The following is a 26686-nucleotide window of genomic DNA, read 5'->3' as shown; positions in this document are numbered from 1 at the left end:
AATGAATTCAATGACAGCCTAATCCACGCTGTCATTGTGTTTATGGGTATCTATAAATTGAAGTAAGCGATCAGCCACTTCAAAATAACCATGCTTGAATAATGCTCTTACTTCATTTCCAATAAAATCGAACATTAAGCATTCGACAGCAAAATGTCCTTGCTCATCCTCAAATTCAATTGCAAAACTTCGAGCATCTTCCTGTAAGACTTCAACTTGAGATGGGTCATCCAAAAAGAATGATACACCAAAGTAATTCAGGTCTTTAATTTCAACTTCAAAACGTTGTGTATTTGTTTGATGAATTAAAACAGAATGCGCATTTTTAAGGGCAAATCGAACTTCCCCCCTTCGATCCAAAGATTGCATTTGGTCTTTATCTAAATAAATGATTCCATCTAGATTGTGAATCGATTCGCCTTTTAAGAAACTGGTAAAAAGATTCATGGTTTCTTTACGACGTTGCAATTGAGGCACATGATCCGCATTTGCAATCATTGCAAACTCAACATCTGGACATTGCAAGGCAAAATTCGCATTCTCAAATGGCAAAGTAAAACTATCGAATTGACCACATGCTACCAATGTTTTACACATCGGAATTGGAACATGGGAAAGACGCAATAAACGATTACAGTTAATTTCATATCGCTCACGCTCAGCGATATCAAACTCAGACATCTGCTTATAAAAAAGTCGTTTAGCTGTTGGAGACATACGCGTTTGATCTAATTTTGCATGATTCACCAAATACAAAATGACAGCCTGACCAAACTCATCCATACGTTGCTCTTGCATCAATATTAATGACTCTTCAAGCAACATACGCCAGCTTTTCCGCGTCTTCTGCATGACGCCCATCAGAATTAATCGATCTACCAGTTCTGGACGATAATGAGCAAAACAGGAAGCAACCACAGAGCCTAATGACATCCCCATAACAGAGACTTTCTTAATCTCCACCAAATCCAACCATTGACCTAACATTTTTGAAAGCTCTGGTAGCTCTAGAGTACCAGCAGAAATTCCAGTATCACGATTGTGGATTTGTTGATTTGAACCTAAAGATGGTAAGTCGATTAAAATAACAGGTCCTTTCTCGAAGAGCTGTTCAACGCAATATTTATATGAATTAAAATTTTGAAATGCGCCTCCGACAATCAGCGTTGGCGTCTGATGCAGTGTTTCTGGCGATGCGATCGCCATATATTCAATTTTCCACCCATCAATCCATGTGGTTCGTGGCGGCTCTTTAAAACTATTTTTATGGTACAGATCAAAAAAATGAGTGCTGTCTTCAGCTGAATAATCTTCAAGCTCCATTTTTATCATGGAATTCATTCCTTTATCTCCATTTGGCTTTATTGTTTTGTTTTCACAGCCGTTAATTTGATCATACTCTCAATTCGTTATGATTATGCAACATAATTAACATTCATTTCATTTTATACAGATGCATGAAATCTGCGCAATGCAAGAATTCACCTTTTATCTTTTTTAACTGCCGTTAGGTTCTAAAAATAGTTACAAGTTTTATCAACTTAGCTTTTTTCGCTGATAAACATAGATTGTTGTCATCTGCGCTGCTACTATTTGAATGAGATTTTAAAATGATCAGTTAAACTGCTATGCAAGACTCCATCGAACAGTACATGCAAGTCGTCGGTCAGAATGCGCGTGAAGCTTCACGCTTTTTGGCTGGATCTTCGACTTTTGAACGAAATAATGCTTTGACGGCAATCCATACCGCTTTGGAAGACCATCAAGCTCAAATTCTAGCTGCGAATAAACTAGACATGACTCGTGGTCATGAAAACAATTTAGACAGCGCATTACTCGATCGTTTGGAACTTACACCCACACGCTTCAGTGGAATGTTACAAGGTCTTAAAGATGTCATCAGTTTAATTGATCCCATTGGTGAAATTACCGACCTAGCTTATCGCCCGTCTGGTATTCAGCTTGGAAAAATGCGAGTGCCTTTAGGTGTCGTAGGTATGATTTATGAATCACGTCCTAACGTCACTCTAGAAGCAGCCTCTTTAGCGATAAAGTCTGGCAATGCCATCATTCTTCGCGGTGGTTCAGAAGCATTAGAGTCAAACAAAGCCATTGCTACCGCAATTCAAAAAGGTTTAGAGCAAGCTGGAGTACCAGTCAACGCAGTGCAGGTTGTAAATACAGCTGATCGTGCTGCTGTTGGACAATTGATTACTCTCTCTGAGTATGTTGACGTTATTGTTCCACGTGGTGGCAAAGGCTTAATTGAACGTATTACACGTGAAGCAACTATTCCAGTAATCAAACATCTTGATGGTAACTGTCACGTCTTCGTTGAGGCTCAAGCAGATCTACAAAAAGCATTGCCAATTGCGTTAAATGCAAAAACTCATCGCTATGGCGTATGTAATGCCATGGAAACGCTGCTGGTTGATGAAAAAGTTGCTGATGACTTTCTGCCTCGCATTGCTGAACTTTATGCTGAAAAACAAGTTGAGTTGCGTGGTTGCTTGAAAGTCAAAGCAATTTTAGGTGAACAGATTAAAACTGCGACCGAAGAAGACTGGTATGAGGAATATCTAGGACCTATTTTAGCGGTTAAAGTAGTCAGTGGCATTGATGAAGCAATTTTGCATATCAATAAATACGGATCGCATCACACTGATTCGATTATTACTGAAAACTTTAGCACGGCGCGAAAATTCCTTACTCGCGTGGATTCAAGTTCGGTCATGGTCAATGCCTCTACCCGTTTTGCTGATGGTTTTGAATATGGTTTAGGTGCTGAAATCGGCATTTCAACAGATAAAATTCATGCCAGAGGTCCCGTCGGATTAGAAGGACTCACCTCACAAAAATGGATTGTCTTAGGCGATGGCCAAATCCGTCAATAAACCTAACTTAAAAAACAAAGCCCTTTGAGTAAAGGGCTTTGTTTTTGAGTGATTCAACTCATTATAACAAAATAAAAAACGTATAAATTAAATCAATTACAAAGCAGAAGTGGTATATAAAAAATACAATACATGCTATGTTTTACGCATACAATTTAATTAAAATATAACCATCATTTATTTAATAAATGAATAAAGAAAGACTATAAATTTTAATTATTATTACCTTAGTGGTCGATAGTGCTTAAGTCTAATCACCTAAAGTCTATCTAGGACAATAAAAAAACGCATGATACAAATGCTTCACGATCAAGAAATAACATTTTTTGTTCATTTGGAAGAAAACAAACGAAATATTAAAATTGCCAGTAAAGGAACACACCATGCCTCATTCAGTTCTTATCATCAATTGCGGTTCTTCTTCGATCAAGTTTGCATTATTACTTAAAGATCAAGATTTCCGAATTCATGGTCTTGCTGAAAACTTAGGTACGCCAGAAGCGCGCATCAAAGGCGTGACTGTAGGCAACGAACCAGTTGATATTCGTATTCCAAATGCAGACCACAAAGAAGCACTTGAAGTTGGATTATCTCGCTTAGCGAATCACAAGCCTGATGCCATTGGTCATCGTATTGTACATGGTGGTTCTTTAACTCAAGCAGAGTTAATCACCGATGAAATTATTGAAAAGATCCGTGAAGCAACACCTTTAGCTCCATTACATAATCCTGCACATCTCGTTGGGATCGAAGCGACTAAACGTTTGTTCCCAGACTTACCGCAAGTTGCAGTGTTTGATACAGCGTTCCATCAAACAATGCCAGCGCATGCCTATCGTTATGCGGTACCAAAATTTTTATACACTGAACATAATGTTCGCCGCTATGGATTCCACGGTACAAGCCATGCCTATGTATCAGATCGTGGTTCTGAGCTTGCTGGTAGTTTCCGTGAAGGTGGTTGGCTCACCGCTCATTTAGGCAATGGTAGTTCTACTTGTGCAATTTGGAATGGTAAAAGTGTTGATACCTCTATGGGATTAACGCCACTCGAAGGTTTAGTGATGGGTACCCGTAGTGGTGATGTAGATCCAAGTTTACATAATTTTTTAGCCAAAAACCTAGGATGGGACATTTACAAAATTGACAGAATGCTCAATAGCCAATCTGGTTTATTAGGACTTTCAAACCTGTCAAACGATATGCGAACACTTATCGAAGCTTCAGAAGAAGGCAATGAAGATGCTGCACTTGCTATTGAAGTATTCTGCTATCGTCTTGCTAAATCCTTAGCAGCACTCAGCTGTGGTTTACCTCGTCTTGATGGCTTATTCTTCACAGGTGGTATTGGTGAAAATTCAGCATTTATCCGTGAAAAAACATTATCTTATTTGCCACATTTTGGTTTTAACTTTAGCAAAGAAAAAAATGACCAATTAGCTCGCGGTACAGAAGGTCGCATTGATAAAGGTACTGGTCCGCAAATTTGGGTCATTCCTACAGATGAAGAAGGACGTATTGCACAAGAAACAGAACATGTGGTGAATCAAATCGGAGATGTGAATTCATCTGAAAAAAAGTCTGAACTTGAAACCGCGACTGCTTAAGTAGTCGCCCGCTCAGACTTATTTACATATTTCTTTTTTATTTTTAGATATAGATTTTGATGATATGAAAACAATTGTACTTGTTCCAACTGGTGAAAGTGTAGGTCTGACATCAGCGTGTTTAGGCTTAATTTATGCACTTGAGTGTCAAGGTGTAAAAGCTGGTTTTGTTAAGCCATTTTCACAAGAAGTACATGCTGAAAATTTCGATCGCACCACAGCGTTATTCCGCCATGTTTCTCAGAACGAAACAGTTGAACCAATCTCATATCAAAATGTAGTTCAGCAATTAAATGCTGGTGAAAGTGATGAGTTATTAGAAGAAGCTGTTCGTCTACATCGTCAAATTGCTAAAAAACATGATCTTATTATTGTGGAAGGGTTAGTTCCAAACAGTCGTGATAGTTTTGCATCTGAACTGAATGCTCAACTTGCTCAAGCACTAGATGCGAAAGTCATCATTGTGAGCAATGCTGATATCAAACAACCAGCCTATACAGCAGAAAAAGTAGAAACCCAATTACGTAATTTTGGTGGAGCAAACAGCAACCGAACAGCTGGTGTGCTGTTCATGCGAACCAAAGGTCTGTCCGAGGAGTCTGCACAGATTCCAGTGACCATTGATCCAAGTCTGCGTCTGACACAAGAGACTCAACAATTTGTTGGGGAAATTCAAAAAACACATCCACTGATTGGTTCCGAACAACTTCCTGTTATTGCATTAGTACCATTTAGTAATACTTTAAGTGTGCCGCGAATGTCTGATATCGCGCAACATATTCAAGCAGAATGGATTAACTTAGGTGAGGCTGCACAACGACGTGTTCTGCATAGTAGCCTGATCGCTTCAAATATCGAGCGCGAACTGCACAAATTCACGGCAGGCGAACTGATTATTAGCGCATCAGATCGTATTGATGTCTTACTTGCAAGTAGTTTAGCAAGCAGCAATGGTATCCCTCTTGCTGGTTTAGTATTGACTGAACATTATGCACCTAATCAACAAGTACTGGCTTTCTGCCAAGCAGCAATAAAACAGGGCTTACCTATTTTACACACACCATTGAGTACCTTTGAAACGGCAACCCAACTGGCTAATTTAAGCAATGAAATTCCTGTAGATGATACAGCTCGCGCTGAACAAGTCACTCGATTTGTATCTAGCCATATTGATGCGGATTGGGTAACGCAGTTGCTGAATGGCTCATACCAACCACGACTTTCCCCATCTGCATTCCGTCATGAGCTGGTACAAAAATCAATTGCAGCGAAGAAAAGAATTGTTCTTCCTGAAGGTGATGAACCTCGTACGATTCAAGCAGCCGCGATCTGCCAATCACGTGGTATTGCTCACTGTATCTTACTGGCAAAACCAGAAGCAGTTTTAGATGTAGCCAAAGCTCGAGGGATTGAATTACCTGATGATTTAGAAATCATTGATCCAGACCTCATTCGCGACAACTATATTGCGCAAATGGTAGAGTTGCGTAAAGGCAAGTTAAATGAACTGCAAGCGAAAGAACAGTTACAAGATACAGTGGTTCTTGGAACGATGATGTTAGCACTAGATCAAGTGGATGGATTAGTTTCAGGTGCAGTTCATACCACAGCCAATACAGTTCGCCCTGCATTTCAGTTGATTAAAACGGCACCTGATTACTCTTTAGTTTCGTCTGTTTTCTTTATGTTATTACCAGATGAAGTGTATGTTTATGGTGACTGTGCAATCAATCCAGATCCTAATGCAGAGCAACTTGCTGAAATCGCGATTCAATCTGCCGATTCAGCCAAAGCGTTTGGTATTGATCCACGTATTGCCATGATTTCATATTCAACTGGTACATCTGGCACAGGTGCTGATGTTGAAAAAGTTGCTGAAGCAACACGCATCGCAAAAGAACGTCGTCCAGATTTATTGATCGATGGCCCCCTTCAATATGATGCTGCATCTGTCGAAAGTGTGGGACGTTCTAAGGCTCCTGACTCTCAAGTGGCTGGACGTGCCAATGTCTTTATTTTCCCAGATCTTAATACAGGTAATACCACCTATAAAGCTGTTCAACGCTCTGCAAACGTTGTAAGTGTTGGACCAATGTTGCAAGGTTTAAATAAGCCGGTCAACGACTTATCTCGAGGAGCTTTGGTCGATGACATTGTATTCACCATTGCATTGACTGCCATTCAAGCAGATCAACAATTGGCATCTTAAGCTTCTAACAATTGATGTCTCCGCGTTACCTACCCTTTCGAAAGATGGGGTGGTTTTTTATTTTGAGACATCAATAAAATCAAATAGATTTGTTTTTTCTGTATATTAAAATGATAGTCATATGCCCTTAACATTGAAAAGTCATTCAGAAATATTTAAACAAATCTTTGAAATCGCAAATCAATTTAACAAAGATCAGGAAAACTATTTACTTGCTTATTCTTATTTTTTGAACTTTTTCAAAAGTAGCGAAACCCTAACTTTAGATGACATTGTGATCGGGATCAGCTTCACCTATTCATGGATGCCTACGATTTAAAAAAAATTGATTTAACTTCAGCAGATGATCTAATCCTTATTTTGAATAAATTCAAACAGGGTCATCGCATCACAGTTGAAGAGCTTAAAATTCTCAAAAGTGCGTTCAATAATTCACTGGTGAGCGTATCTAAACTATTGCACTTTATTCACCCCGAACAATATGCAATTTGGGATAGCCGAGTATTCAGATTTTTAAGCGAGAGTAAGCCCCATCATCAAATTTTTAAACAACCAGAAACGTATTTAGCATATTTGACACTTCTTGATCAGTTGAAAAATGAGATGATGTTTGAAAAATTTTACTACTTAATGCAAAACAAAGTCGGGTATCAGATTTCTGAATATCGTGCTTTAGAACTTGCCTTCTTTAAAGGTGGATAAATGAAGAGGTAAATTAACTTGATAGGTCGATGATTTTTAGACACCTCTACACAAAAAAGCGAATATAAAGCTTACAACTCGATCTTATTGTAGAGCATAGATAGCAGCTACAGTAATACCCCCAAAATACCAACAGTGGAAGCAAATAGCCCAATCTGGAAAGTTCACTCCAGATATGATGAATATATCAAGCAAAACCTTTAGAACAGCCCACCTTTCTCGTAAACTTTCGGTCAAATCCTCAGCAAAACAGCCACAACTTAATCATTTTGTCTTATAATTTAGCCCGCTAGCTATCAGCCCGCTCAAGAGATATTTGTATGACAACTATTATCAAGCAAGACGACTTGATCACATCCGTTAAAGATGCGCTTCAGTTCATTTCTTACTATCATCCACAAGACTTCATCCAAGCAATGAGTCGTGCGTATGACCGTGAAGAAAACAAAGCTGCCAAAGATGCGATCGCACAAATCTTAATCAATTCACGTATGTGTGCCGAAGGTCACCGTCCGATCTGTCAAGATACTGGTATCGTCAACGTATTCGTTGAAGTGGGCATGGACGTTAAATTTGATTTAACAATGAGCTTAGACGACGCGATTAACGAAGGTGTTCGCCAAGGTTACTTAGAAAACTCTAACGTACTTCGTGCATCTGTACTTGCTGATCCTGCTTTTGGCCGTAAGAATACGAAAGACAACACCCCTGCTGTGATCTACCATAAACTTGTTCCAGGTAACAAAGTAGATATCACTGTTGCAGCAAAAGGCGGTGGTTCAGAAAATAAATCTAAACTTGCAATGTTAAACCCATCTGATTCAATCGTGGACTGGGTACTGAAAACTGTACCAACCATGGGTGCAGGCTGGTGTCCTCCTGGTATGCTCGGTATTGGTATCGGTGGTACAGCTGAAAAAGCCATGATGCTTGCTAAAGAAGCATTGATGGAAGAGATCAACATGGACGAGCTTCTTCGTCGTGGTCCACAAAATAAACTTGAAGAACTTCGTATCGAAATCTTCGAGAAAGTAAACGCGCTGGGTATTGGTGCACAAGGTCTTGGCGGTTTAACGACTGTTCTAGACATCAAAATTAAAGACTACCCTTGTCACGCTGCGGGCAAACCAGTGGGTATGATTCCGAACTGTGCTGCGACTCGTCACGCACACTTCACACTAGACGGTACAGGTGTTGCAAATATTATTGCACCTAAACTTGAAGACTATCCTGAAGTCACTTGGGACTCATCTTCTTCTAAACGTGTTGACTTAGATAACATCACACAAGAAGAAATGAACTCTTGGAAACCTGGTGATACACTTCTTCTTAACGGTACAATCTATACAGGTCGTGACGCTGCGCACAAACGTATGGTTGATATGTTAAACAACGGTGAAGAGCTTCCTGTAGACCTTAAAGGTAAGTTCATTTACTACGTTGGTCCTGTTGATCCAGTGGGTGACGAAGTTGTAGGTCCTGCAGGTCCAACAACTGCAACACGTATGGATAAGTTCACACGTCAAGTTTTAGAAGCAACTGGTCTTTTCGGTATGATCGGTAAAGCGGACCGCGGTCCTGCTGCGATCGAAGCAATTAAAGACAATAAAGCAACTTACCTCATGGCTGTAGGCGGTGCTGCATATCTCGTATCTAAAGCAATTCGTGAAGCGGAAGTTGTCGCTTTTGAAGATTTAGGTATGGAAGCAATCTATAAGTTCGTGGTTAAAGATATGCCTGTATCTGTTGCAGTAGACGTTAACGGTACATCAGTTCACGCAACTGCACCAAAAATTTGGCAGGCTAAAATTGGTAAAATTCCAGTTGTAGATGCAGCTGCACAATAAATAATATTCGACTTGTCTCAAGTTCAAAAAGCACTCTATCATTAGGGTGCTTTTTTATACCGAGAATACTCATGAAAATTTTAAGAACATTATTTTTGAGCGGATGCATGATCTGCTCACCTGCGGTTATGGCAGCTCAAGCGACTGATCAACAAATCGAAAAACTCATACAAGTATTGAATTTAGATCAGCTCTTACAAAGTACGCTTAAACAAATCCGACCTCAAATTGATCAACAGGCCTATAGCATTGTTCAAAATATTGTTAAGGCCGAAAAATTAACACCACAACAACAAGTTATTGCCAATGAACTGGCTGATAAAATTCACCAAGAAAATATTAAGCAAACTTCTTGGGAAAAACTTAAACCGATCTATCTCAAAATTTATAAAGATGTCTATGATGCCCAAGAAGTTCAAGCCCAGATCGACTTTTATTCCTCTCCAACAGGTCAATCCATTTTAAATAAAGGTCCACTTGTTGCTCAAGAATCCATGAAAATCCTGAATCAACAACTTGCAGGCTCTTTACAATCTACAGAAAAGAATTTTGCTGAAGTCCAAAAGAAATTAGAACAACTACAAAAACAAAGTATTCATACTGACTCGAAATAAGCTAAAAACCATTCTGCTGAATCAGAGTTACCATGTGCGTGGATCATATATCTTAAAAGGTTCTGTTAAGCGCACATCATCACTGGCTTTATATTCTTTATTTTTAATTTTTTCTTTTGATTTTTGCAATGTTCCGTTCGGTTGAATAACGGCAACATAGTTAAGCCCAGGCGTTTTCAACTGAGTCATGCCAATTTCTCTTAATGCCTGTTTTGTTGGCATTTGCATCAATGGTCCAACTCTGAGGAGATCTTCACTACCATTTGGTCCACCTCGAAACTGTTCTTCTTCATATTTTAAGAAATACTGCTGCCCCGCTTTAACACTAAAACTTGCAACCAAAGGTTTTTGAAAATGCATCACAGTTAAAGGTCGACTGATACTAAGTTGATAATCCCCTTCAGCCAGCTCTATCCAATAATAATGATTGCTGATTAAACTCGGAATGCGCTTACCATTTAGAAAAAAACTCGGTGCAATAATTTCCTGACGATTCCACTTACTATCAGGACGGTACAGATACAACACTGCGGCTTGCTGATGTTGAGGTTTTACACGGCTGAAAAACTGTCCTGGTTTTTGATTTACCCATGAGCCCAGATCAAATCCTGCAACTTTATATTGAGCTAGCTTCTGAGATACAAAAGTTTTTTTCTCACTAAAATCTACCGGTTTTAACGTTGAAACCACATGAGTTTGATTATTTTCGTTAAGCCCTTTATGTGTCTGACATGCCACAAGAAACAGACTCAAAGCACACACTACTACGGTTGATCGCATGATTATCCCTCATCACGAATACTTTTTATTCTATGTCATATTTTTGTTATCGTTAGATTATCATCTCAATCCGAGATTAAAAACAAAAAACGCGCAAAAAGTGGGACTTTTTACGCGTTTCAGATGAATTACAATCAATTAAGCAGATTTAGTATCTAAAATCTTTAAATCGACCTTTTCTTCAACTTGTTGTTCTTGTTTAGGTTGGCGCTCAGTTCGATATTCTGGTTCAGCATTTTCATTGATCACAGCTTCATTGATCACAACAGTACCAATATCAGAGCGACTTGGTAAATCGTACATCGTATCGAGTAAGACGTTTTCAAGAATTGAACGTAAACCACGTGCACCTGTATTACGCTCAAGTGCTTTTTTCGCAACAGCTCGCAATGCTGAATCTTCAAATAATAGATCAACATCTTCCATTTCGAACAAGTATTGATACTGACGCGTTAATGCATTTTTTGGTTCAGTCAAAATTTGCATTAATGCTTCTTCGTCCAATTCTTCGAGCGTTGCAATCACTGGCAGACGACCAATGAATTCAGGGATTAAACCAAATTTCACAAGATCGGCAGCTTCTACCTGACTAAATAATTCAGATAACTTCTTAGAGTCATCTTTAGTCTTCACGTCAGCAGTGAAACCAATTCCACCTTTTTCTTGACGCTGTTGCACGACACGCTCCAAACCAGAGAATGCACCACCGCAGATGAACAGGATATTAGACGTATCAATTTGAATGAACTCTTGCTGTGGATGCTTACGACCACCTTGAGGTGGAATTGAAGCTACCGTGCCTTCGATCATTTTTAAAAGCGCTTGTTGAACACCTTCACCTGAAACATCACGTGTTATTGAAGGATTTTCAGACTTACGGGTAATCTTATCGATCTCGTCGATATAAATGATACCCTTCTGTGCTTTCTCAACATCGTAATCTGCTTTTTGTAGCAATTTTTGAACGATATTCTCAACATCTTCACCAACATAACCAGCTTCAGTTAATGTCGTTGCATCAGCCATCGCAAATGGCACATCTAATAAGCGCGCTAAAGTTTGCGCCAACAAAGTCTTACCCGAACCTGTTGGTCCTATGAGTAAGATATTGCTTTTAGCAAGTTCTACACGATCTTCTGACTTTGCAGTTGATTGAGTCACTTTAAGACGTTTATAGTGGTTATATACCGCAACAGAGAGCGTTTTTTTCGCAGTGTCTTGACCAATCACATATTGATCTAAAGCTGCACGAATTTCATGCGGCTTAGGTAATGGACGAGTTGCCCATTCACCAGTTTCGACTTGCTGGCTCGTCTGAACTAAATCTAAGCATACATCTACACATTCATTACAAATGTAAGCGTCCTCGCCTGCAATGAGTTTACCCACTTCAGACTGCGTTTTACCGCAAAATGAACAATGCTTTTGTCCTTGAGGATTTTCAGACATCTTCACTCCAAATAAATTTCTATGCTTTACAGCTTAAAGTTGCGGACGTTTCGTTAAAACTTCATCGACCAAACCATATTCTTTTGCAGCTTGAGCGGTCATAAAGTTATCACGGTCTGTATCACGTGCAACAGTTTCATAATCTTGGCCACTGTGTTCAGCCATTAGACGGTTCAAACGCTCTTTAATAAATAGAATTTCACGTGCATGAATTTCAATATCTGAAGCTTGACCACGGAAACCACCCAATGGTTGGTGAATCATAACACGAGCGTTTTCTAAGCAGTAACGTTTACCCTTAGCACCAGCATTCAATAAAAAAGCGCCCATTGAGGCTGCTTGGCCCATACAATATGTCACGACATCTGGTTTGATGAATTGCATCGTATCGTAAATTGCCATACCCGCAGTCACTGAACCACCAGGTGAGTTAATGTACAGATGAATATCTTTTTCTGGATTCTCAGCTTCTAAGAACAACATTTGCGCAACGATTAAGTTCGCCATATTGTCTTCAACTTCACCCGTTAAGAAAATTACACGTTCGCGCAAAAGACGCGAGAAAATATCAAAAGAACGCTCACCACGAGATGATTGCTCTACGACAACTGGAACCAAAGCATTATCAATTGTTGGAACATACATACGTTATTTATTCCTGAATTTTTTGTCACTCAATACATTTTCACAATATGAGGGATAATTGTCGAAAATGCAAAATATTCACCATTAAATATCAGATATTTTTTAATTAGGCTTTGTGAATACAGGACAAGTTGATCCATATTTTTTACAAGAAAAAAGGCGCGTTAAGCGCCTCTTCCTTCGGATAACCGATTAGCCTTGTTGACGAGCTTGTTGTTCTTTCAACAATTCTTCATAGCTAACAGCTTTATCAGTTACTTTAGCAGACGCTAAGATGTGATCTACAACTTGGTCTTCTAAAACAACAGCTTCGATTTGTGCACGTTGTTGCTTATCATTTTTGAAGTATTCAATAACTTCTGTAGGATCTTCATAAGAAGTCGCCATATCTTCGATATAAGCTTCTACACGTGCTTGATCAACTTCGATTTTTGCTTCAGCAAGAATACTGCTCACCAAAACACCTAATTTTACTGATTTTTCAGCTTGCTCTTTGAATAATTCATCTGGAAGCATGCTTGAATCAAATGCTTTAGCGCCTTGAGCACCAAACTGTTGAGTAAACTGTTGGATCATTTGTTGACGTTGACGGTCAATTTCTTGAGACAACATAGATGCAGGTACTTCGATTTCATTTGCAGCTACAAGCGCATCAAAAGTTGCACCTTTCACTTGATTGCGAAGACCGTTTTTCACTTCACGTTCCATATTTTTGCGAACGTCAGCTTTTAACTTCTCAACACCTTCTTCTTCAGTTAAACCAAAGATTTTTAGGAATTCAGCATCTACGTCAGGAAGCTTTTGTTTTTCAACAAGCTTAACTGTGATTTTGAATTGAGCTGATTTACCTGCAAGGTTTTCTGCTTGGTAATCTTCAGGGAAAGTTACATCAATTACTTTCTCTTCGCCTTTCTTCATACCAACGATACCGTCTTCGAAGCCAGGGATCATACGACCAGAACCTAATACAAGTTTGAAGTCTTCAGCAGAACCACCTTCAAATTTTTCGCCGTCAATAGAACCTTCGAAATCAAAAGTAACTTGCATGTCTTTTTTAGCCATGCCTTTTGTTTCAGTCCAAGTCGCGCGTTGCTTTTGAAGATTTTCGATCATTTGATCTACATCTTTATCATTTACTTCAGTAGATTTACGTTCAACTTCTAAACCGTCAAACTTAACTGAAACTTCTGGGTAAACTTCAACAGTTGCTTCATAAACTAAAGCATCTTCTTTGTTTTCAACTTTTTCAATGTTAGGCATGCCTACAGCATTGATTTTCTCTTGTTGAATTGCTTCGAATACTGTGTCACGAATAACATCATTTACCACTTCTTGGTAAATACTCGCGCCGTATTCACGACGAACAACATTTAAAGGCACTTTACCTGGACGGAAGCCGTTGATCTTAACTGTTTTAGCAGTACGTTTTAAACGAGCTTCGAATTGCTCATTAACACGGCTCGTCGGTACAGATACATTTAAACGACGGGCTACGCCCGAAACCGCTTCAGAAGTTACTTGCATGGCTTCCTCGATATAGAAATAGTAATTGCAATTTTTAAAGTGCCACATTATATGACAACAATCAAAGATATACAAAATACCTTTTTCAAACCATCTTTTTTATGAACCTGAGAATATTTTTTTGCTCACAAGGTTTGACCATATTCAATTCATATTTCTTAATTATTGTTTGTTTTTTATTGCAAATGATAAAGTTTATCATTAATATTTGCATCAAATTTGATCATGCCCTCAAGCATCACTCATACCAGCGGAAGAACATAATATGAGTAAGTTTAAGCTTCAACCTCTTACAGTTGCATTATTCGCTTTGTCTAGCGGTGTAACATTTGCAAATACCTCAAATGAAAGTAGTGCTCATCAACTTTCGACAATTGTCGTTTCTGCTGCGGGTTTTGAGCAGGATATTAAAAATGCACCTGCATCTATTAGTGTTGTAACTAAAGAAGATATTGAAAAGAAAAATGCGACAAGCATCGCTGATCTTTTATCAGATGTCCCTGGTATTGATATTCGTTCTGGAGTTGGGAAAACATCTGGCCTTAACGTTAAGATGCGTGGTCTTGGTAATGACTATAGCTTAGTTCTTATTGATGGACGCCGTCAAACAACCTCATCAGATGTAACACCTAATGGCTTTGGTGAAACCTCTAATAGTTTTTTACCGCCTCTAGCCGCTATTGAGAGAATTGAAGTTATCCGTGGACCAATGGCTACTCGCTATGGTTCAGAAGCAATGGGTGGTGTGATCAATATCATTACTAAAAAAGTTGCAGATCAGTGGTCAGCAAATGTCACAACGAGTGGCAACATTATGGAAAGTAATGCTGAAGCAGACTCTTGGAAATCTAGTTTTGTGATTAATGGTCCACTTATTAATGACCGCTTAGGTTTACAATTAAGAGGTAGCTATTTGGATCGTCAACGTTCTGAACGTATTGTTGAGGGTTCGACTAGCCGTGATCCACGCCCAACTAAAGCAGATAATTATGATTATGGTGCAAAATTAGACTTTAAATTAGATGAACAAAATGCTTTATGGATCGATGGTTTTTATTCTAGCCAACGCTATGACAACACAGATCAACGTTTAGGAAACTTTATTTCTCGTGGTGGTATCGCAGGCTATAACGATGAGCTTGAGTTCAATCGAACTCAATTTGCACTTGGTCATGATGGTAACTATGATTTTGGTTTGTGGAAAACTTATCTAAGCCATAACACAACAGAGACCCAAGGTCGCACCATTCCAACAGATGCATTCCCAGAGTTAGCAGGTCAAGCTCGAAAACTCGAAAATAAAGATCTTGTGATTGACTCTCATATTGTTGCACCAATCAAAAGTCATAAATTGACAGTTGGTACTGAATACAAAGATACAACCATTGCAGATGATATTGCAGGTATAGGAAAAGAATTTACACAGGATACTTGGTCTCTCTACGCTGAAGATGAATGGCAACTCAAAGACAACTTATTTTTCACATTCGGTGGTCGCTTCGAAGATCATAGCGGATTTGGTGGACAATTTAGTCCGCGGGCTTATTTAGTTTGGAACACCAATGATGCACTAACGATCAAAGGTGGCGTAAGTACAGGTTATAAAACACCATCCGCTAAGGATCTTTACGACGGAATCAATGGTTATAGTGGTCAAGGTGCTACACCGAGTCTTGGAAATCCAGATTTAGATCCTGAAACATCAATCAACTATGAGCTTGGATTTAATTATCAACCTTCTGATAATTTTAACCTTACAGCAACTGCATTCTTCAACGTTGTTGAAGACAAGATCGTTTCTAGAACGTTCAGTTGTAACACCAATGATTGCTCTAATCTTAGTGATAAAGCAACTTCTTATAGCAAGAGTTTCAACACGGATGAAGCAGAAATTTATGGTTTAGAGACATCCCTAAATTATCAAATTATTCCAGAATGGAGCTTAAAAGCGGCTTACACCTATACCGATTCAGAAATAACTAAAGGTCAAGACAAAGGATATGCTTTAGAGTCTACTGCGAAACATTTAGCTAGCCTAACATCTACTTGGCACATTAATGACTCTTTAGACCTATGGTTACAACATGAATATCAATCTGGTCGTCCTCGATTTACTAGTGAACCTACAGACGCTGGCTCAATTAGTATTTTGGAACAAACCAATAACGAATTTTCTGGTTATAATTTATTTAATCTTGGTGCAAGTTATCAACTGAACGATAAAATTCGTATTAATGCTGCAGTAAACAATCTATTGGATAAAGACTTTACTCAAAATATGGAATATGTAGATATTAACGGCGATCTTCAACAAGCTTATAAATATCTTTCAATTGGACGTAGCTCTGAAGGCACATATTTAGCTGGTCGTAACTACTGGTTATCTATTTCATATGATTTCTAATTCTAGGTAGATTCTCTCTAGCAAAACCCTGCGCTAGCAGGGTTTTTTATTTTAATAAAATTCCCTATTAAAAATAGCCATACAAAAATGTAGAAACTTTAATTTTTCCAATATTATTTAAATTCATTTACTTATATACATAATATTACATTATTACATTTAAGCTTCCGTTATTTAGTTTGACTTAAATCGCAAATATCAATTTTAAGATCCGTTAAAGCTAAAAAAGAATCATTATTATTCTCAACCTGAAAACAAATTCATATCAGGTTAAACATGGCCTTTATCACAACACGTAAAAAAATCGTTTCATCTGCTATAGCAACGTCATTGGCTGTTATTTCAGGTCAAACTTTTGCACAAGAAGATACAGCGCATTTAGAAACAATTAAATCAGAGGCTCAATCAGAGCAGTCATTTAAAGTCGACAAATCCTCAAACGCTAAATACGTTGCTCCCCTACTCGATACTCCCAAATCAATCTCTGTTATTTCTCAAAAACAGATACAAGATACTCAAGTGACTACGCTGTCTGATGCTTTAAGAACTGTTCCAGGAATTACACTTGGTGCGGGCGAAGGTGGCAACCCAAATGGTGACCGTCCATTTATCCGTGGTTATAACTCTGAAAGTTCAATGTACGTTGACGGTGTAAGAAACTCTACTTCTCAAAACCGTGAAATGTTTGCTGTCGAACAGGTTGAAGTCACCAAAGGCTCCGCCTCTACTTTAGGTGGTGGAGGTTCTACGGGTGGTAGTATTAACCTAATTTCCAAATTAGCCAAATCTGGAGATGCTTTCCAAGGCTCTGTTGCTGGCGGTACTGATGCTTATGCACGTATCACATTAGATGCAAATAAAGATTTTGGGAATGGTATTGCGACTCGTGTCGTGGCAATGGGTCACCAGAATGAAAAAGCGGGACAACATAATGGCGCTGAATATGAACGTGCTGGTATTGCACCAAGTATTAGCTTTGGGTTAGACACGCCCACTCGAGCGACACTAGCCTACTACTACCTAAAGTCTGATGATAAGCCAGATTCAGGTATTCCATATAAATACGACACTGACAGAAAAGCGACCGTCGGCTCACCCGTTGATGTTAAACAGGGTACATACTACGGTTGGTTAAATCGTGATTTTCAAAAGCAAGAAAATCAAAGTGGGACCCTTAAGCTAGAGCACGATTTTAGCGAAAATCTAAGCTTGACGAATACTGCTGTCTATAGCAAATCAAAAAATAATTACTTATGGACTCAACCAGATGACAGTCAGGGCAACGTCGCAAATGGAAAAGTTTGGCGTCGTCTAAATACCAACCTAACAAACACTGACAGTTTTACAGATCAACTCGCATTAACAGGTAAATTCCAAACAGGCATCATAAAACATAATTTCAATTTGGGTGCTGAATACAGTAAACAAGATTCTGAACGCGGCACAAACATTGTAACCGACCCTAATACCACGTTAATAGGCGGTAGTGGTGCTAATAATGCATGCTCATTAAATATTTCAAATGGTTGGTGTACTGATCTTTATAACCCCAATTCGAATGATGCTTGGCTAGGTAAAGTTCAAGCGAATCCAAATGTCATGAAGATTAAATCTGAAACACAATCAGTATATGCCCTAAATAATATTGAGCTTAATCCTCAGTGGCTCCTTGACCTTGGTATTCGCTGGGATGAATTCGAAACTGAAATGAAATACAATCAAGATACTGGTTCAGGCACTTCAGCAATTCAAGCAGGAACAAAATATAATTCAAAACACGATTTCTTCAATTATCAAGCTGGATTAACCTTTAAACCAAGAGAAAATGGATCAATTTATGCAAGCTATGCGACTTCAGCTAATCCCGTTGGAATCGATGCTGGTAATGGTTCAGAAGGGTTAAGTGTCCCAGGACGCAATACAACTGATGCACAAGCAAGAGCAATTAACAACCTCAAACCTGAAGAAGTCAAAACCTATGAAATCGGAACCAAATGGGACCTTTTGAATAACAGAATTAATCTTACAGCTGCTATTTTCCGTACAGAAAAAGAAAATACTCGCGCTTTAGATAGTGATGGATTTACAAGAAATATTGGTGAGACACGTGTTGATGGCGTTGAATTAGGCTTAAACGGCAATATCACAAATAAATGGGCTTTATCTGCAGGATACACATATTTAGATAGTGAAATTGTTGATGCAGGTTATGTCAAAAATAGCGATGGAAGTTATTCGGCTAGCCCAACTAATGGTAACCAAGTCCAAAATGTCGCAAAACACTCTGCCACTTTGTGGACAACTTACCAAGTTCTCCCTAAATTACAATTAGGTGCTGGTGTTTTAGCTATGGATCGAGTGTATGGAGATGCTGCAAATACCAAATTTGTACCAGGCTATGTTCGTTATGACGCCATGGCTCGCTATCAAGTAAATTTAGATATTGATCTTCAATTGAACGTCAATAATCTCTCAGATACACGTTATTTCACGAAAGCTTATGCTTCGCATTATGCAACTGAAGCTGAAGGTCGAAATGCTGTATTGTCTTTAAATTTCAAGTTTTAATTTCATTTCAGCATAGCTCTATACAAGCTATGCTTTTCATCACCTAAAGCAGTGAGTGATCGTAGTGATTCATCATATTCCAAATATTCTAAGCCCTGAACAAGTTCGATATTTTCGTGAAGAAATGTCTAAAGTAGATTGGGTCAATGGAAAGGTAACAGCTGGAACACTCTCTGCAACAGTGAAACATAATCAGCAACTTTCCAATGATCATCCCCTGACCAAACATCTAGGTGATATTATTTTAGAATCCCTAGGTCAACATCCTTTATTCTTATCAGCAGCAATTCCACTAGATATCATCCCTCCTCTGTTTAATCGCTATGAACAGCATCAATCATTCGGTTTTCATGTCGACAATTCGATTCGCAGAGTTCAAGGCTCACAAGAACGCTTGAGAACAGATTTATCTTGTACTTTATTCTTGAGTGATCCGCACGAATATGACGGCGGTGAATTAGTCATTGAAGATACTTATGGATATCACGAAGTCAAACTCCCTGCAGGAGATTTGATACTTTATCCATCTACTAGCTTACATGAGGTCACTTCTATCCAATCGGGTTGTCGCTTGGCATCATTTTTTTGGGTACAAAGTATGATTCGAGATGATTCAAATCGACATATGTTATTTACTTTAGATCAATCTATTCAGCAACTTCGTATGGCATTAGGGGATCAACATGAGCAAGTCATCAAACTCACGAGCCTCTATCACAATTTAATTCGAAAATGGGCAGAACTCTAATTTATTTTTCACAGTTAATTTTTATAATGAAAAATATTATTAAAAAAAAATATATTGTGAAAAAAAATTTCACATTCATCTTACTTTGATCTAAATCAGGGAATAATTCTCTTGAAGATCGCACTATAATAAAAGAAAGAATTTACAAGCACTGTGACGGTATAGCTAAGCTCTATATATTCAAAAGATTTTTAGAGAATTCAGCAAAATGATGCAGTAAGCCACTTGTAAATTGATAGAATAGACACAATCGATATAAATAGCGCAGTGCCTTTACACAAGACCCAAGCATGTTGTGCTATGAAAGGAGTTATCTCATGATGTTGGCTGATCCAAGCAAAAAATACCGTCGCATGTACCAACGTGTAGACTTACCTGACCGTCAATGGCCAAATAACGAAATTAATAAAGCGCCTATCTGGATGAGCACCGACCTTCGTGATGGTAACCAAGCTATTTTCGAACCAATGAACATCGAACAAAAATTCAAGATGTTTCAAATGTTGGTGAAAATTGGTTTCAAACATATTGAAATTGGCTTTCCATCTGCCTCACAGATTGATTTTGACTTTACCCGTAAATTAATCGAAGAAAATCATATTCCAGATGATGTCTATATCGAAGTATTAGTTCAAGCTCGTGATCACTTGATTCAACGTACATTTGAATCATTACAAGGTGCAAAACGTGCAATTGTGCATATCTATAATTCAAACTCACCAACATTCCGTCAAAAAGTATTGAATGTTGATGTAGCGGGTGCGAAAGCCTTAGCGGTGAATGCGGCTCAAAAAGTGAAAGAATATGCAGCGCAATATCCTGAAACTGAATGGGTGTTCCAATACTCTCCTGAATGCTTTACCGCAACTGAATTAGAAGTTGCAAAAGATGTCTGTGATGCAGTCACTGAAATTTGGGATGCTCGCCCAGATAATAAAGTTATCTTGAATCTACCCGCGACTGTTGAAGTTTCTGGGCCTCATGTTTACGCTGACCAAGTTGAATGGATGCATCGCAACTTACAACGCCGCGATGGTGTCATTATTTCTGTACACTGTCACAATGACCGTGGATGCGGTATTGCAGCATCCGAGTTAGCGATCATGGCTGGTGCTGATCGTGTTGAAGGTTGTGTATTTGGTAATGGTGAACGTACAGGTAACGTTGACGTTGCAGCGATTGCATTAAATATGTATACCCAAGGTGTCGCTCCAAATCTAGATTTTTCAAATATTAATGAAATCATTTCTACTATTGAAGAATGTACAGGTATACCCGTTCATCCACGTCATCCATATGCGGGTGATTTAGTATTTACTGCATTTTCTGGCTCACACCAAGATGCGATTAAAAAAGGCTTTGAGTTCCAGAAAAACGAAGAAATTTGGGATATGCCTTACTTACCAATTGATCCTAAAGATTTGGGACGAGATTATGACGCAGTCATTCGTGTCAATTCACAATCAGGTAAAGGTGGTATCGCATACTTGTTAGAGTCGAACTACAACGTCGTATTACCACGTCGCTTACAAATTGAGTTCTCGCAAGTCGTACAACAGGTAGCTGACGAAGAAGGCGTAGAAGTTTCTGCTGAGCAAATTTGGAGTTTATTCCAAAGTACATATGTAAATCAGAAAGATAAACATTATGTCGCGAAAAACTATCGATTATCTGATGAAAATGGCAATCAAGTCATTGAATTAGATATTGAAGTCGGTGGTCAAGTTCAACATCTACGTGGTGAAGGCAACGGACCAATCTCTGCAATTTTAGATGCTTTACAGTTGCCAATCGATGTTGTGAACTATGAAGAACGCAGCATTGGTTCTGGTGCAAATGCTAAAGCGTTGGCACTAATTGAACTTCAAGTCAAAGGTACAGGTAAATCAGCATTCGGTGCTGGTGTACATGACAACATCGTGACTTCATCTATTGAAGGAATTATTGCATGTACAAATCGTTTAATTGATCAAGGTGTTTTGAGCACAGATCAAGTGATCGCTGCGGCAGTATAAATATTAGCAATAATATTTAGCACGAAAATGACTTTAGAAGGATACCCTCAAGTGGTATCCTTTTATTTATTCATACTTAAGATTTTAGGCGAATTTATCCTGTGTCTTTTCCAGCTGACTCAGTGGGCATTGTTGTTCCACAAAAGTTCCAATTTGAAGAACCACTCGCATTAGAATGTGGCCGCGTTTTACCACGTTTCGAATTGATGGTCGAAACTTATGGCACACTCAATGCAGATAAATCCAATGCAATTTTGATCTGCCATGCGCTTTCTGGTCATCATCATGCTGCTGGTTATCACCATGAAGATGATAAAAAAGCAGGTTGGTGGGATGCTTGTATTGGGCCAGGCAAAGCAATTGATACCAATACATTTTTTGTGGTGGCATTAAACAATATTGGTGGTTGTAACGGATCAACAGGACCAACCTCCCCAAATCCTGAAAATGAAAATCGTCCTTATGGTCCAGATTTTCCATTAGTGACCGTGCGCGATTGGGTTAAAACTCAAGCAATGCTGTCTGATCGTCTTGGTATCACTGTTTGGCACTCGATTATTGGTGGCTCTTTGGGAGGCATGCAGGCACTTCAGTGGTCTGTAGATTATCCTGACCGATTAAATAACTGTGTCATTATTGCCAGTGCGCCTAAACTTTCAGCGCAAAATATCGCATTTAATGAGGTCGCGCGCCAATCCATTTTGTCCGATCCTGATTTTCATCATGGTCGCTATTTAGAAAAAGATAGCTATCCTAAACGTGGTCTTATTCTAGCGCGGATGGTCGGTCACATTACCTACCTTTCTGAAGAAGCCATGAAGCAAAAATTTGGTCGTGATTTAAAATCTGGCAAATTCATGTATGGTTTCGATGTTGAATTCCAAGTTGAAAGTTATCTTCGTTATCAAGGTGAACAATTTAGTCGTAACTTTGATGCGAACACCTACTTGATCATGACTAAAGCTTTGGATTACTTCGATCCTTCTCGTGAGTATGAACAATCTTTAGTTAAAGCAATGTCGAATACAAAATGTAAATTCCTTGTGATTTCATTTACTACGGATTGGAGATTCTCTCCTTCCCGATCTGTTGAGATTGTGGATGCATTGATTACCAATCATAAGCCTGTGAGCTATGTTGATATTGATGCAGAACAAGGTCATGACTCATTCTTGTTCCCTATCCCTTTATATGTCAAAACTTTAAGGGCTTTCTTAGGTGGTGTAGACCATCTTGCTTCAACCCCTAAGGAGACCGTGTAATGCGTATCGATCAGAAGCTTGCAGAAAAATGGATTAAACCTGATTCAAGCATTTTAGATCTTGGTTGTGGCGATGGTGAATTACTGGCTCATATGAGCAAAAAGCACAACATTCGTGCATACGGATTAGAAATCGATCAAGAAAAGATTGCAATTGCAGTCAGTCGAGGGTTAAATATCATCCAACAAGACTTGAACCTCGGTTTGGGACGCTTTGCAGACCAGTCATTTGACTATGTTGTCATGGCACAAGCTTTGCAAGCTGTAGATGCACCTGATGTGCTTTTGCGCGATATGGTGCGTGTTGGGAAACAAGCAATTATTACTTTTCCTAACTTTGCACACTGGAAAACACGCTCTTTCCTTGCTTTAAAAGGGAAAATGCCTGTTTCGGATGCCTTACCCTATATGTGGTATAACACTCCAAATATCCATCTGTGCACGTTTAAGGATTTCGAAGCACTTTGTGCTGAGAATCAAATTAAAATTATTGACCGTTTAGCCGTGAATGGGAATCAACAAGGGAGTTTGCTCAGCAAGCATATCCCGAACTTGTTTGGCGAGGTCGCGATTTATCGAGTGAGCGCTCTATGAAAAAGTTATTCTTAGGTACTTCATTATTTCTAGGGTTGTTGAGTTTCCAAGTTCATGCAGATTATGTACCTCAACAACCATCAACTTCTGCACTAGCTGCACAGTATTCACGTATGCCAGTATCTGAGCTTCAAAAAGCTGCTCGAGCAGGTCAACCGGCTGCCCAGTTTTATCTGGCAACACATTATCAACATGGTAAAGATGTTGCTAAAGACCTAAAGCAAGCTTTCGTTTGGTATAAGGCAGCAGCCGATCAAGGTATTTCATCTGCTCAGCTGAATGTGGGTCGTATGTATGCTGACGGTATTGGTGTTGCTAAAAATGAAACCTTAGCTCGCCAATACTTCGAAAAAGCAGCAAGTCATGGTGACAATCGTGCAAGCTTCAATTTAGCCGTTATGGAAGAGCAAAAGAAAAACTATATGAGTGCTTACCAATGGTATGAGCTTTCTACACGTGATGGCATGTTAGATAATAAAGTGATCAATATGTCTGAGACAAAAAAGACGGCTTTGGCTGCCAACCTGACACCAGAACAAATTCGTACTGCACGTGATCGTGCTGATCAATGGATTCAAAGCCGTTAGTAACGCTTATAAGTTTGAAGAAAGCACCTATCGGTGCTTTTTTTATTCGATCATCTTCTTCATTCTTATGAATTTCAGATCTTCGAATATGTCCACTTCACTCTGTGAAGTAAAACCTAATTTTTTATAAAAATGAACAGCCCCTATATGCGCATTGACTGTTATCTGCTGGATATCCGTTTGATTTAATTGATCTAACACATAATTAAATAAATGAGTTCCAACGCCTTGAAATTGCAGATTTGGATGAACAAAAAAATGAAAAATATGAGTGGGTTGTTTGTAAGCAATCATCCCAACAAGCGACTGCTTTAATTCTGCAACAAAGTATTTTATCTCTTGATGATTGATGTGTGATACAAGAGCTTATTTTGAAAATAGGGACTTACTTTTTGGTATTTCATCAAAGTGGTTCAAAGCTAAAGCAATGCAGGACGCAATATTTTCAACATCTGCGATCTCTGCTTGACGAATATGAATGCTATTTAAATTTCTCATGTTTAATGATTGGTTATTTTAAAGATGAGTTCATCTGTATCATCGCAAATATCCGTTAGAATAGCTTCAAATTTGAAACAGAAAGTGATTCAACATGGCGTCTAAAGATTGGTTAGATCAAGGTACTTTAGTTTTAGCGAGTAACAATAAAGGGAAAATAGCTGAGTTCGAAAAGTTATTTGAAGAATTAAAACTCCCTGTTAACGTTGTTCCTCAAGGTCAACTGAACATTGAGGATGCGGTGGAAGATGGGTTAAGTTTTGTAGAAAATGCCATTATCAAAGCACGACATGCCTCTAAGATTTCGGGTAAACCAGCTATAGCAGATGACTCAGGTATTTGCGTCCCTGCACTTGGTGGTGCTCCTGGTATTTACTCTGCACGTTATGCTGGTGAGCATGGCGATGATGCTGCCAATAATGCTAAATTACTGGCAGATTTAGCACCATTACGTAACAATGGTGACGTGATTGAAGGGATGTTTGTGTGTGTACTCGCCTTAGTTCAACACGCCGAAGATCCTTTACCTCAGATTTTCCAAGGAATCTGGAAAGGTGAAATTTTGGAAGTAGCACGTGGCAAAAATGGTTTTGGCTACGACCCACTGTTTTGGCTACCTGAACTCAATATTAGTAGCGCTGAAATGACCAAAGAAGACAAAAATAAGATTAGTCATCGTGGTCAAGCCATGCAGTTATTCAAAGCAAGCCTCGAAACGAACTAAACGATCAGTCCATGATAAACCATGGCAAATAAACCAATTGTCATGCAACTTACGATGGTACCCGCTGCGATATATTGGGCTGAAACACCTGTTCCTGAATAATGTGTTTCTAAAGCAACAATATTCGCTGCGGGTGGTAATAAAAAAAACATAGACATCAGTGCAATAACAACCAGTTCGTGAGGAATCGGTAGAAGAAAATAGGCTACCGCACAGCACACTAAACCAAATAGAAATTTAATCAAAGCAAGTTTTAAACTTTCAATTAAATCGGACAAGTGAATTTTTACTTGAGATAACCACATCCCAAGGATACACATCCCTGTAAAGGTCATTAACCACTTATCCAATATATACAATGATTGAATCATTGCATTCTGCTGAAAATGACTAACATTCCATAACGAAAGAAAACCAGCAACTAATAAAGCTAAAATCGGTGGAGAGAAAGTCAATTTTCTCAAAATCTCCATCGCAGACTGCTTTTCAGCACTTAATACGGTCACTGCACAAATATTACCAAAAATAGAGCCCCCGACATAAAGTGCAACCATAGGACTAGATGCTTGCGCACCAAAAATAGCGAATGCAAATGGAAAGCCAAGCCAAGCCATGTTCAGGTAACTGGAACATAAGGAGACTAATTTGTCTTTTGTACGGTAATAAACAAATAAATACAGCAAAAATGAAGCGATAAAACTAAATAACATCAACCATATACTGCCCTCTTGGTAAAACACCATATTGTAAATAATGATGAGAGGAATCAGCACTTTCGCCAACAACATCGCCATAAAGGGACGAATTTTTTGTAAATATTCTACGCCAAAATAGCCGATGAGAAAGGAGACTAGTGGGAGTAGAAGAACCATATTAAATATGAAATAGATTTTTTCTCATCTTAGCACAACATCTATTTCACTTCAGAATAAGTCTCTTGCACACATAAAAAATCCATGACTTCAAACTGAAATAATTCCGTCAACTTGCTGTCATAAAGAACTGTTGAAATCATT

Annotated in this window: 21 protein-coding genes; 14 read left to right on the top strand and 7 right to left on the bottom strand. The window is 38.7% G+C overall.

Going from position 1 to position 26686, the window contains the following annotated elements; genetic code table 11:
* Positions 1-18 precede the first annotated feature (18 nt).
* Complete coding sequence (locus AC1M9K_RS05140; protein WP_481588685.1) at positions 19-1341, bottom strand: alpha/beta fold hydrolase; 1323 nt, start codon at positions 1339-1341, stop codon at positions 19-21.
* Between the two features lie 287 nt (positions 1342-1628).
* Here AC1M9K_RS05140 and AC1M9K_RS05135 point away from each other — a divergent pair, with 287 nt between their 5' ends.
* The 6 genes from AC1M9K_RS05135 to AC1M9K_RS05110 all read left to right on the top strand — a co-directional run bounded on the left by AC1M9K_RS05135 (position 1629) and on the right by AC1M9K_RS05110 (position 9873).
* The gene (locus AC1M9K_RS05135) at positions 1629-2894 is read left to right on the top strand and encodes a glutamate-5-semialdehyde dehydrogenase (RefSeq protein WP_481588684.1); all 1266 of its coding nucleotides are present in this window, start codon (positions 1629-1631) and stop codon (positions 2892-2894) included.
* Between the two features lie 383 nt (positions 2895-3277).
* Positions 3278-4501 carry an acetate/propionate family kinase gene (locus tag AC1M9K_RS05130; protein ID WP_481588683.1) on the top strand — a complete coding sequence of 408 codons (1224 nt, stop codon included), beginning with the start codon at positions 3278-3280 and terminating at the stop codon, positions 4499-4501.
* Positions 4502-4565: 64 nt separating this feature from the next.
* Positions 4566-6710, top strand: a complete 2145-nt coding sequence (gene pta / locus AC1M9K_RS05125) for a phosphate acetyltransferase (RefSeq protein WP_481588682.1) — start codon at positions 4566-4568, stop codon at positions 6708-6710.
* 300 nt (positions 6711-7010) lie between these two features.
* Positions 7011-7412 (top strand): hypothetical protein, encoded by a 402-nt coding sequence (locus AC1M9K_RS05120; RefSeq protein ID WP_481588681.1) that lies wholly within the window; start codon positions 7011-7013, stop codon positions 7410-7412.
* Positions 7413-7732: 320 nt separating this feature from the next.
* Positions 7733-9259, top strand: coding sequence for a fumarate hydratase (locus AC1M9K_RS05115; protein ID WP_035265279.1), 1527 nt, complete (start codon positions 7733-7735; stop codon positions 9257-9259).
* 71 nt (positions 9260-9330) lie between these two features.
* Positions 9331-9873, top strand: a complete 543-nt coding sequence (locus AC1M9K_RS05110) for a DUF2059 domain-containing protein (protein WP_035265277.1) — start codon at positions 9331-9333, stop codon at positions 9871-9873.
* 27 nt (positions 9874-9900) lie between these two features.
* On the opposite strand, the gene AC1M9K_RS05105 is transcribed toward AC1M9K_RS05110, so the two are convergent.
* The 4 genes from AC1M9K_RS05105 to tig all read right to left on the bottom strand — a co-directional run bounded on the left by AC1M9K_RS05105 (position 9901) and on the right by tig (position 14271).
* On the bottom strand, positions 9901-10653 hold the full coding sequence (locus tag AC1M9K_RS05105; RefSeq protein ID WP_481588680.1) for a DUF2846 domain-containing protein: 753 nt from the start codon (positions 10651-10653) through the stop codon (positions 9901-9903).
* Positions 10654-10791: 138 nt separating this feature from the next.
* Positions 10792-12102: an ATP-dependent protease ATP-binding subunit ClpX gene (gene clpX / locus AC1M9K_RS05100; protein WP_035265272.1), complete on the bottom strand. Its 1311-nt coding sequence runs from the start codon at positions 12100-12102 to the stop codon at positions 10792-10794.
* A 33-nt stretch (positions 12103-12135) separates the two neighbouring features.
* The gene (gene clpP, locus AC1M9K_RS05095) at positions 12136-12747 is read right to left on the bottom strand and encodes an ATP-dependent Clp endopeptidase proteolytic subunit ClpP (RefSeq protein WP_035265270.1); all 612 of its coding nucleotides are present in this window, start codon (positions 12745-12747) and stop codon (positions 12136-12138) included.
* 192 nt (positions 12748-12939) lie between these two features.
* The gene (tig, locus tag AC1M9K_RS05090) at positions 12940-14271 is read right to left on the bottom strand and encodes a trigger factor (RefSeq protein WP_180028337.1); all 1332 of its coding nucleotides are present in this window, start codon (positions 14269-14271) and stop codon (positions 12940-12942) included.
* Positions 14272-14536: 265 nt separating this feature from the next.
* Between tig and AC1M9K_RS05085 the strand changes: the two genes are divergently transcribed.
* The 7 genes from AC1M9K_RS05085 (at position 14537) to AC1M9K_RS05055 (ending at position 24448) form a co-directional block, all read left to right on the top strand.
* Positions 14537-16675, top strand: coding sequence for a TonB-dependent receptor domain-containing protein (locus AC1M9K_RS05085; protein ID WP_180028338.1), 2139 nt, complete (start codon positions 14537-14539; stop codon positions 16673-16675).
* 276 nt (positions 16676-16951) lie between these two features.
* Positions 16952-19243 (top strand): TonB-dependent receptor, encoded by a 2292-nt coding sequence (locus AC1M9K_RS05080; RefSeq protein WP_481588679.1) that lies wholly within the window; start codon positions 16952-16954, stop codon positions 19241-19243.
* Between the two features lie 64 nt (positions 19244-19307).
* Positions 19308-19991: a Fe2+-dependent dioxygenase gene (locus tag AC1M9K_RS05075; RefSeq protein ID WP_180028368.1), complete on the top strand. Its 684-nt coding sequence runs from the start codon at positions 19308-19310 to the stop codon at positions 19989-19991.
* 317 nt (positions 19992-20308) lie between these two features.
* Positions 20309-22006: a 2-isopropylmalate synthase gene (gene leuA / locus AC1M9K_RS05070; RefSeq protein ID WP_035265262.1), complete on the top strand. Its 1698-nt coding sequence runs from the start codon at positions 20309-20311 to the stop codon at positions 22004-22006.
* A gap of 101 nt (positions 22007-22107) precedes the next feature.
* Complete coding sequence (gene metX, locus AC1M9K_RS05065) at positions 22108-23268, top strand: homoserine O-succinyltransferase MetX (RefSeq protein WP_035265259.1); 1161 nt, start codon at positions 22108-22110, stop codon at positions 23266-23268.
* Positions 23268-23861 carry a methionine biosynthesis protein MetW gene (metW, locus tag AC1M9K_RS05060; RefSeq protein ID WP_092766759.1) on the top strand — a complete coding sequence of 198 codons (594 nt, stop codon included), beginning with the start codon at positions 23268-23270 and terminating at the stop codon, positions 23859-23861. Before metX ends, metW begins: the two co-directional genes overlap by 1 nt.
* The gene (locus AC1M9K_RS05055) at positions 23858-24448 is read left to right on the top strand and encodes a tetratricopeptide repeat protein (protein ID WP_180028340.1); all 591 of its coding nucleotides are present in this window, start codon (positions 23858-23860) and stop codon (positions 24446-24448) included. The genes metW and AC1M9K_RS05055 overlap by 4 nt, the downstream gene beginning before the upstream one ends.
* Positions 24449-24490: 42 nt before the next feature.
* Here the strand turns inward: AC1M9K_RS05055 and AC1M9K_RS05050 are convergent, their stop codons facing one another.
* Entirely contained in the window at positions 24491-24799 is a 309-nt protein-coding gene (locus AC1M9K_RS05050) for a GNAT family N-acetyltransferase (RefSeq protein WP_481588737.1), read from the bottom strand.
* Positions 24800-25040: 241 nt separating this feature from the next.
* Here AC1M9K_RS05050 and rdgB point away from each other — a divergent pair, with 241 nt between their 5' ends.
* The gene (gene rdgB, locus AC1M9K_RS05045; protein WP_092766756.1) at positions 25041-25670 is read left to right on the top strand and encodes an RdgB/HAM1 family non-canonical purine NTP pyrophosphatase; all 630 of its coding nucleotides are present in this window, start codon (positions 25041-25043) and stop codon (positions 25668-25670) included.
* On the opposite strand, the gene AC1M9K_RS05040 is transcribed toward rdgB, so the two are convergent.
* Positions 25667-26542 (bottom strand): AEC family transporter, encoded by an 876-nt coding sequence (locus AC1M9K_RS05040; protein ID WP_092766755.1) that lies wholly within the window; start codon positions 26540-26542, stop codon positions 25667-25669. The two genes, rdgB and AC1M9K_RS05040, sit on opposite strands and share 4 nt — an antisense overlap.
* Positions 26543-26686 lie beyond the last annotated feature (144 nt).

Source organism: Acinetobacter sp. 24-47-67, assembly GCF_056779735.1.
The sequence above is the reverse complement of the archived record's forward strand: the minus strand, read 5'-3'. Positions and strand labels throughout refer to the sequence as shown.

What these genes read in the sequence shown, in the direction of transcription:
- AC1M9K_RS05140 (WP_481588685.1), bottom strand. Translation starts at nt 1,341, where the DNA reads ATGAATTCCATGATAAAAATGGAGCTTGAAGATTATTCAGCTGAAGAC.
- AC1M9K_RS05135 (WP_481588684.1), top strand. Translation starts at nt 1,629, where the DNA reads ATGCAAGACTCCATCGAACAGTACATGCAAGTCGTCGGTCAGAATGCG.
- AC1M9K_RS05130 (WP_481588683.1), top strand. Translation starts at nt 3,278, where the DNA reads ATGCCTCATTCAGTTCTTATCATCAATTGCGGTTCTTCTTCGATCAAG.
- pta (WP_481588682.1), top strand. Translation starts at nt 4,566, where the DNA reads ATGAAAACAATTGTACTTGTTCCAACTGGTGAAAGTGTAGGTCTGACA.
- AC1M9K_RS05120 (WP_481588681.1), top strand. Translation starts at nt 7,011, where the DNA reads ATGGATGCCTACGATTTAAAAAAAATTGATTTAACTTCAGCAGATGAT.
- AC1M9K_RS05115 (WP_035265279.1), top strand. Translation starts at nt 7,733, where the DNA reads ATGACAACTATTATCAAGCAAGACGACTTGATCACATCCGTTAAAGAT.
- AC1M9K_RS05110 (WP_035265277.1), top strand. Translation starts at nt 9,331, where the DNA reads ATGAAAATTTTAAGAACATTATTTTTGAGCGGATGCATGATCTGCTCA.
- AC1M9K_RS05105 (WP_481588680.1), bottom strand. Translation starts at nt 10,653, where the DNA reads ATGCGATCAACCGTAGTAGTGTGTGCTTTGAGTCTGTTTCTTGTGGCA.
- clpX (WP_035265272.1), bottom strand. Translation starts at nt 12,102, where the DNA reads ATGTCTGAAAATCCTCAAGGACAAAAGCATTGTTCATTTTGCGGTAAA.
- clpP (WP_035265270.1), bottom strand. Translation starts at nt 12,747, where the DNA reads ATGTATGTTCCAACAATTGATAATGCTTTGGTTCCAGTTGTCGTAGAG.
- tig (WP_180028337.1), bottom strand. Translation starts at nt 14,271, where the DNA reads ATGCAAGTAACTTCTGAAGCGGTTTCGGGCGTAGCCCGTCGTTTAAAT.
- AC1M9K_RS05085 (WP_180028338.1), top strand. Translation starts at nt 14,537, where the DNA reads ATGAGTAAGTTTAAGCTTCAACCTCTTACAGTTGCATTATTCGCTTTG.
- AC1M9K_RS05080 (WP_481588679.1), top strand. Translation starts at nt 16,952, where the DNA reads ATGGCCTTTATCACAACACGTAAAAAAATCGTTTCATCTGCTATAGCA.
- leuA (WP_035265262.1), top strand. Translation starts at nt 20,309, where the DNA reads ATGATGTTGGCTGATCCAAGCAAAAAATACCGTCGCATGTACCAACGT.
- metW (WP_092766759.1), top strand. Translation starts at nt 23,268, where the DNA reads ATGCGTATCGATCAGAAGCTTGCAGAAAAATGGATTAAACCTGATTCA.
- AC1M9K_RS05055 (WP_180028340.1), top strand. Translation starts at nt 23,858, where the DNA reads ATGAAAAAGTTATTCTTAGGTACTTCATTATTTCTAGGGTTGTTGAGT.
- rdgB (WP_092766756.1), top strand. Translation starts at nt 25,041, where the DNA reads ATGGCGTCTAAAGATTGGTTAGATCAAGGTACTTTAGTTTTAGCGAGT.
- AC1M9K_RS05040 (WP_092766755.1), bottom strand. Translation starts at nt 26,542, where the DNA reads ATGGTTCTTCTACTCCCACTAGTCTCCTTTCTCATCGGCTATTTTGGC.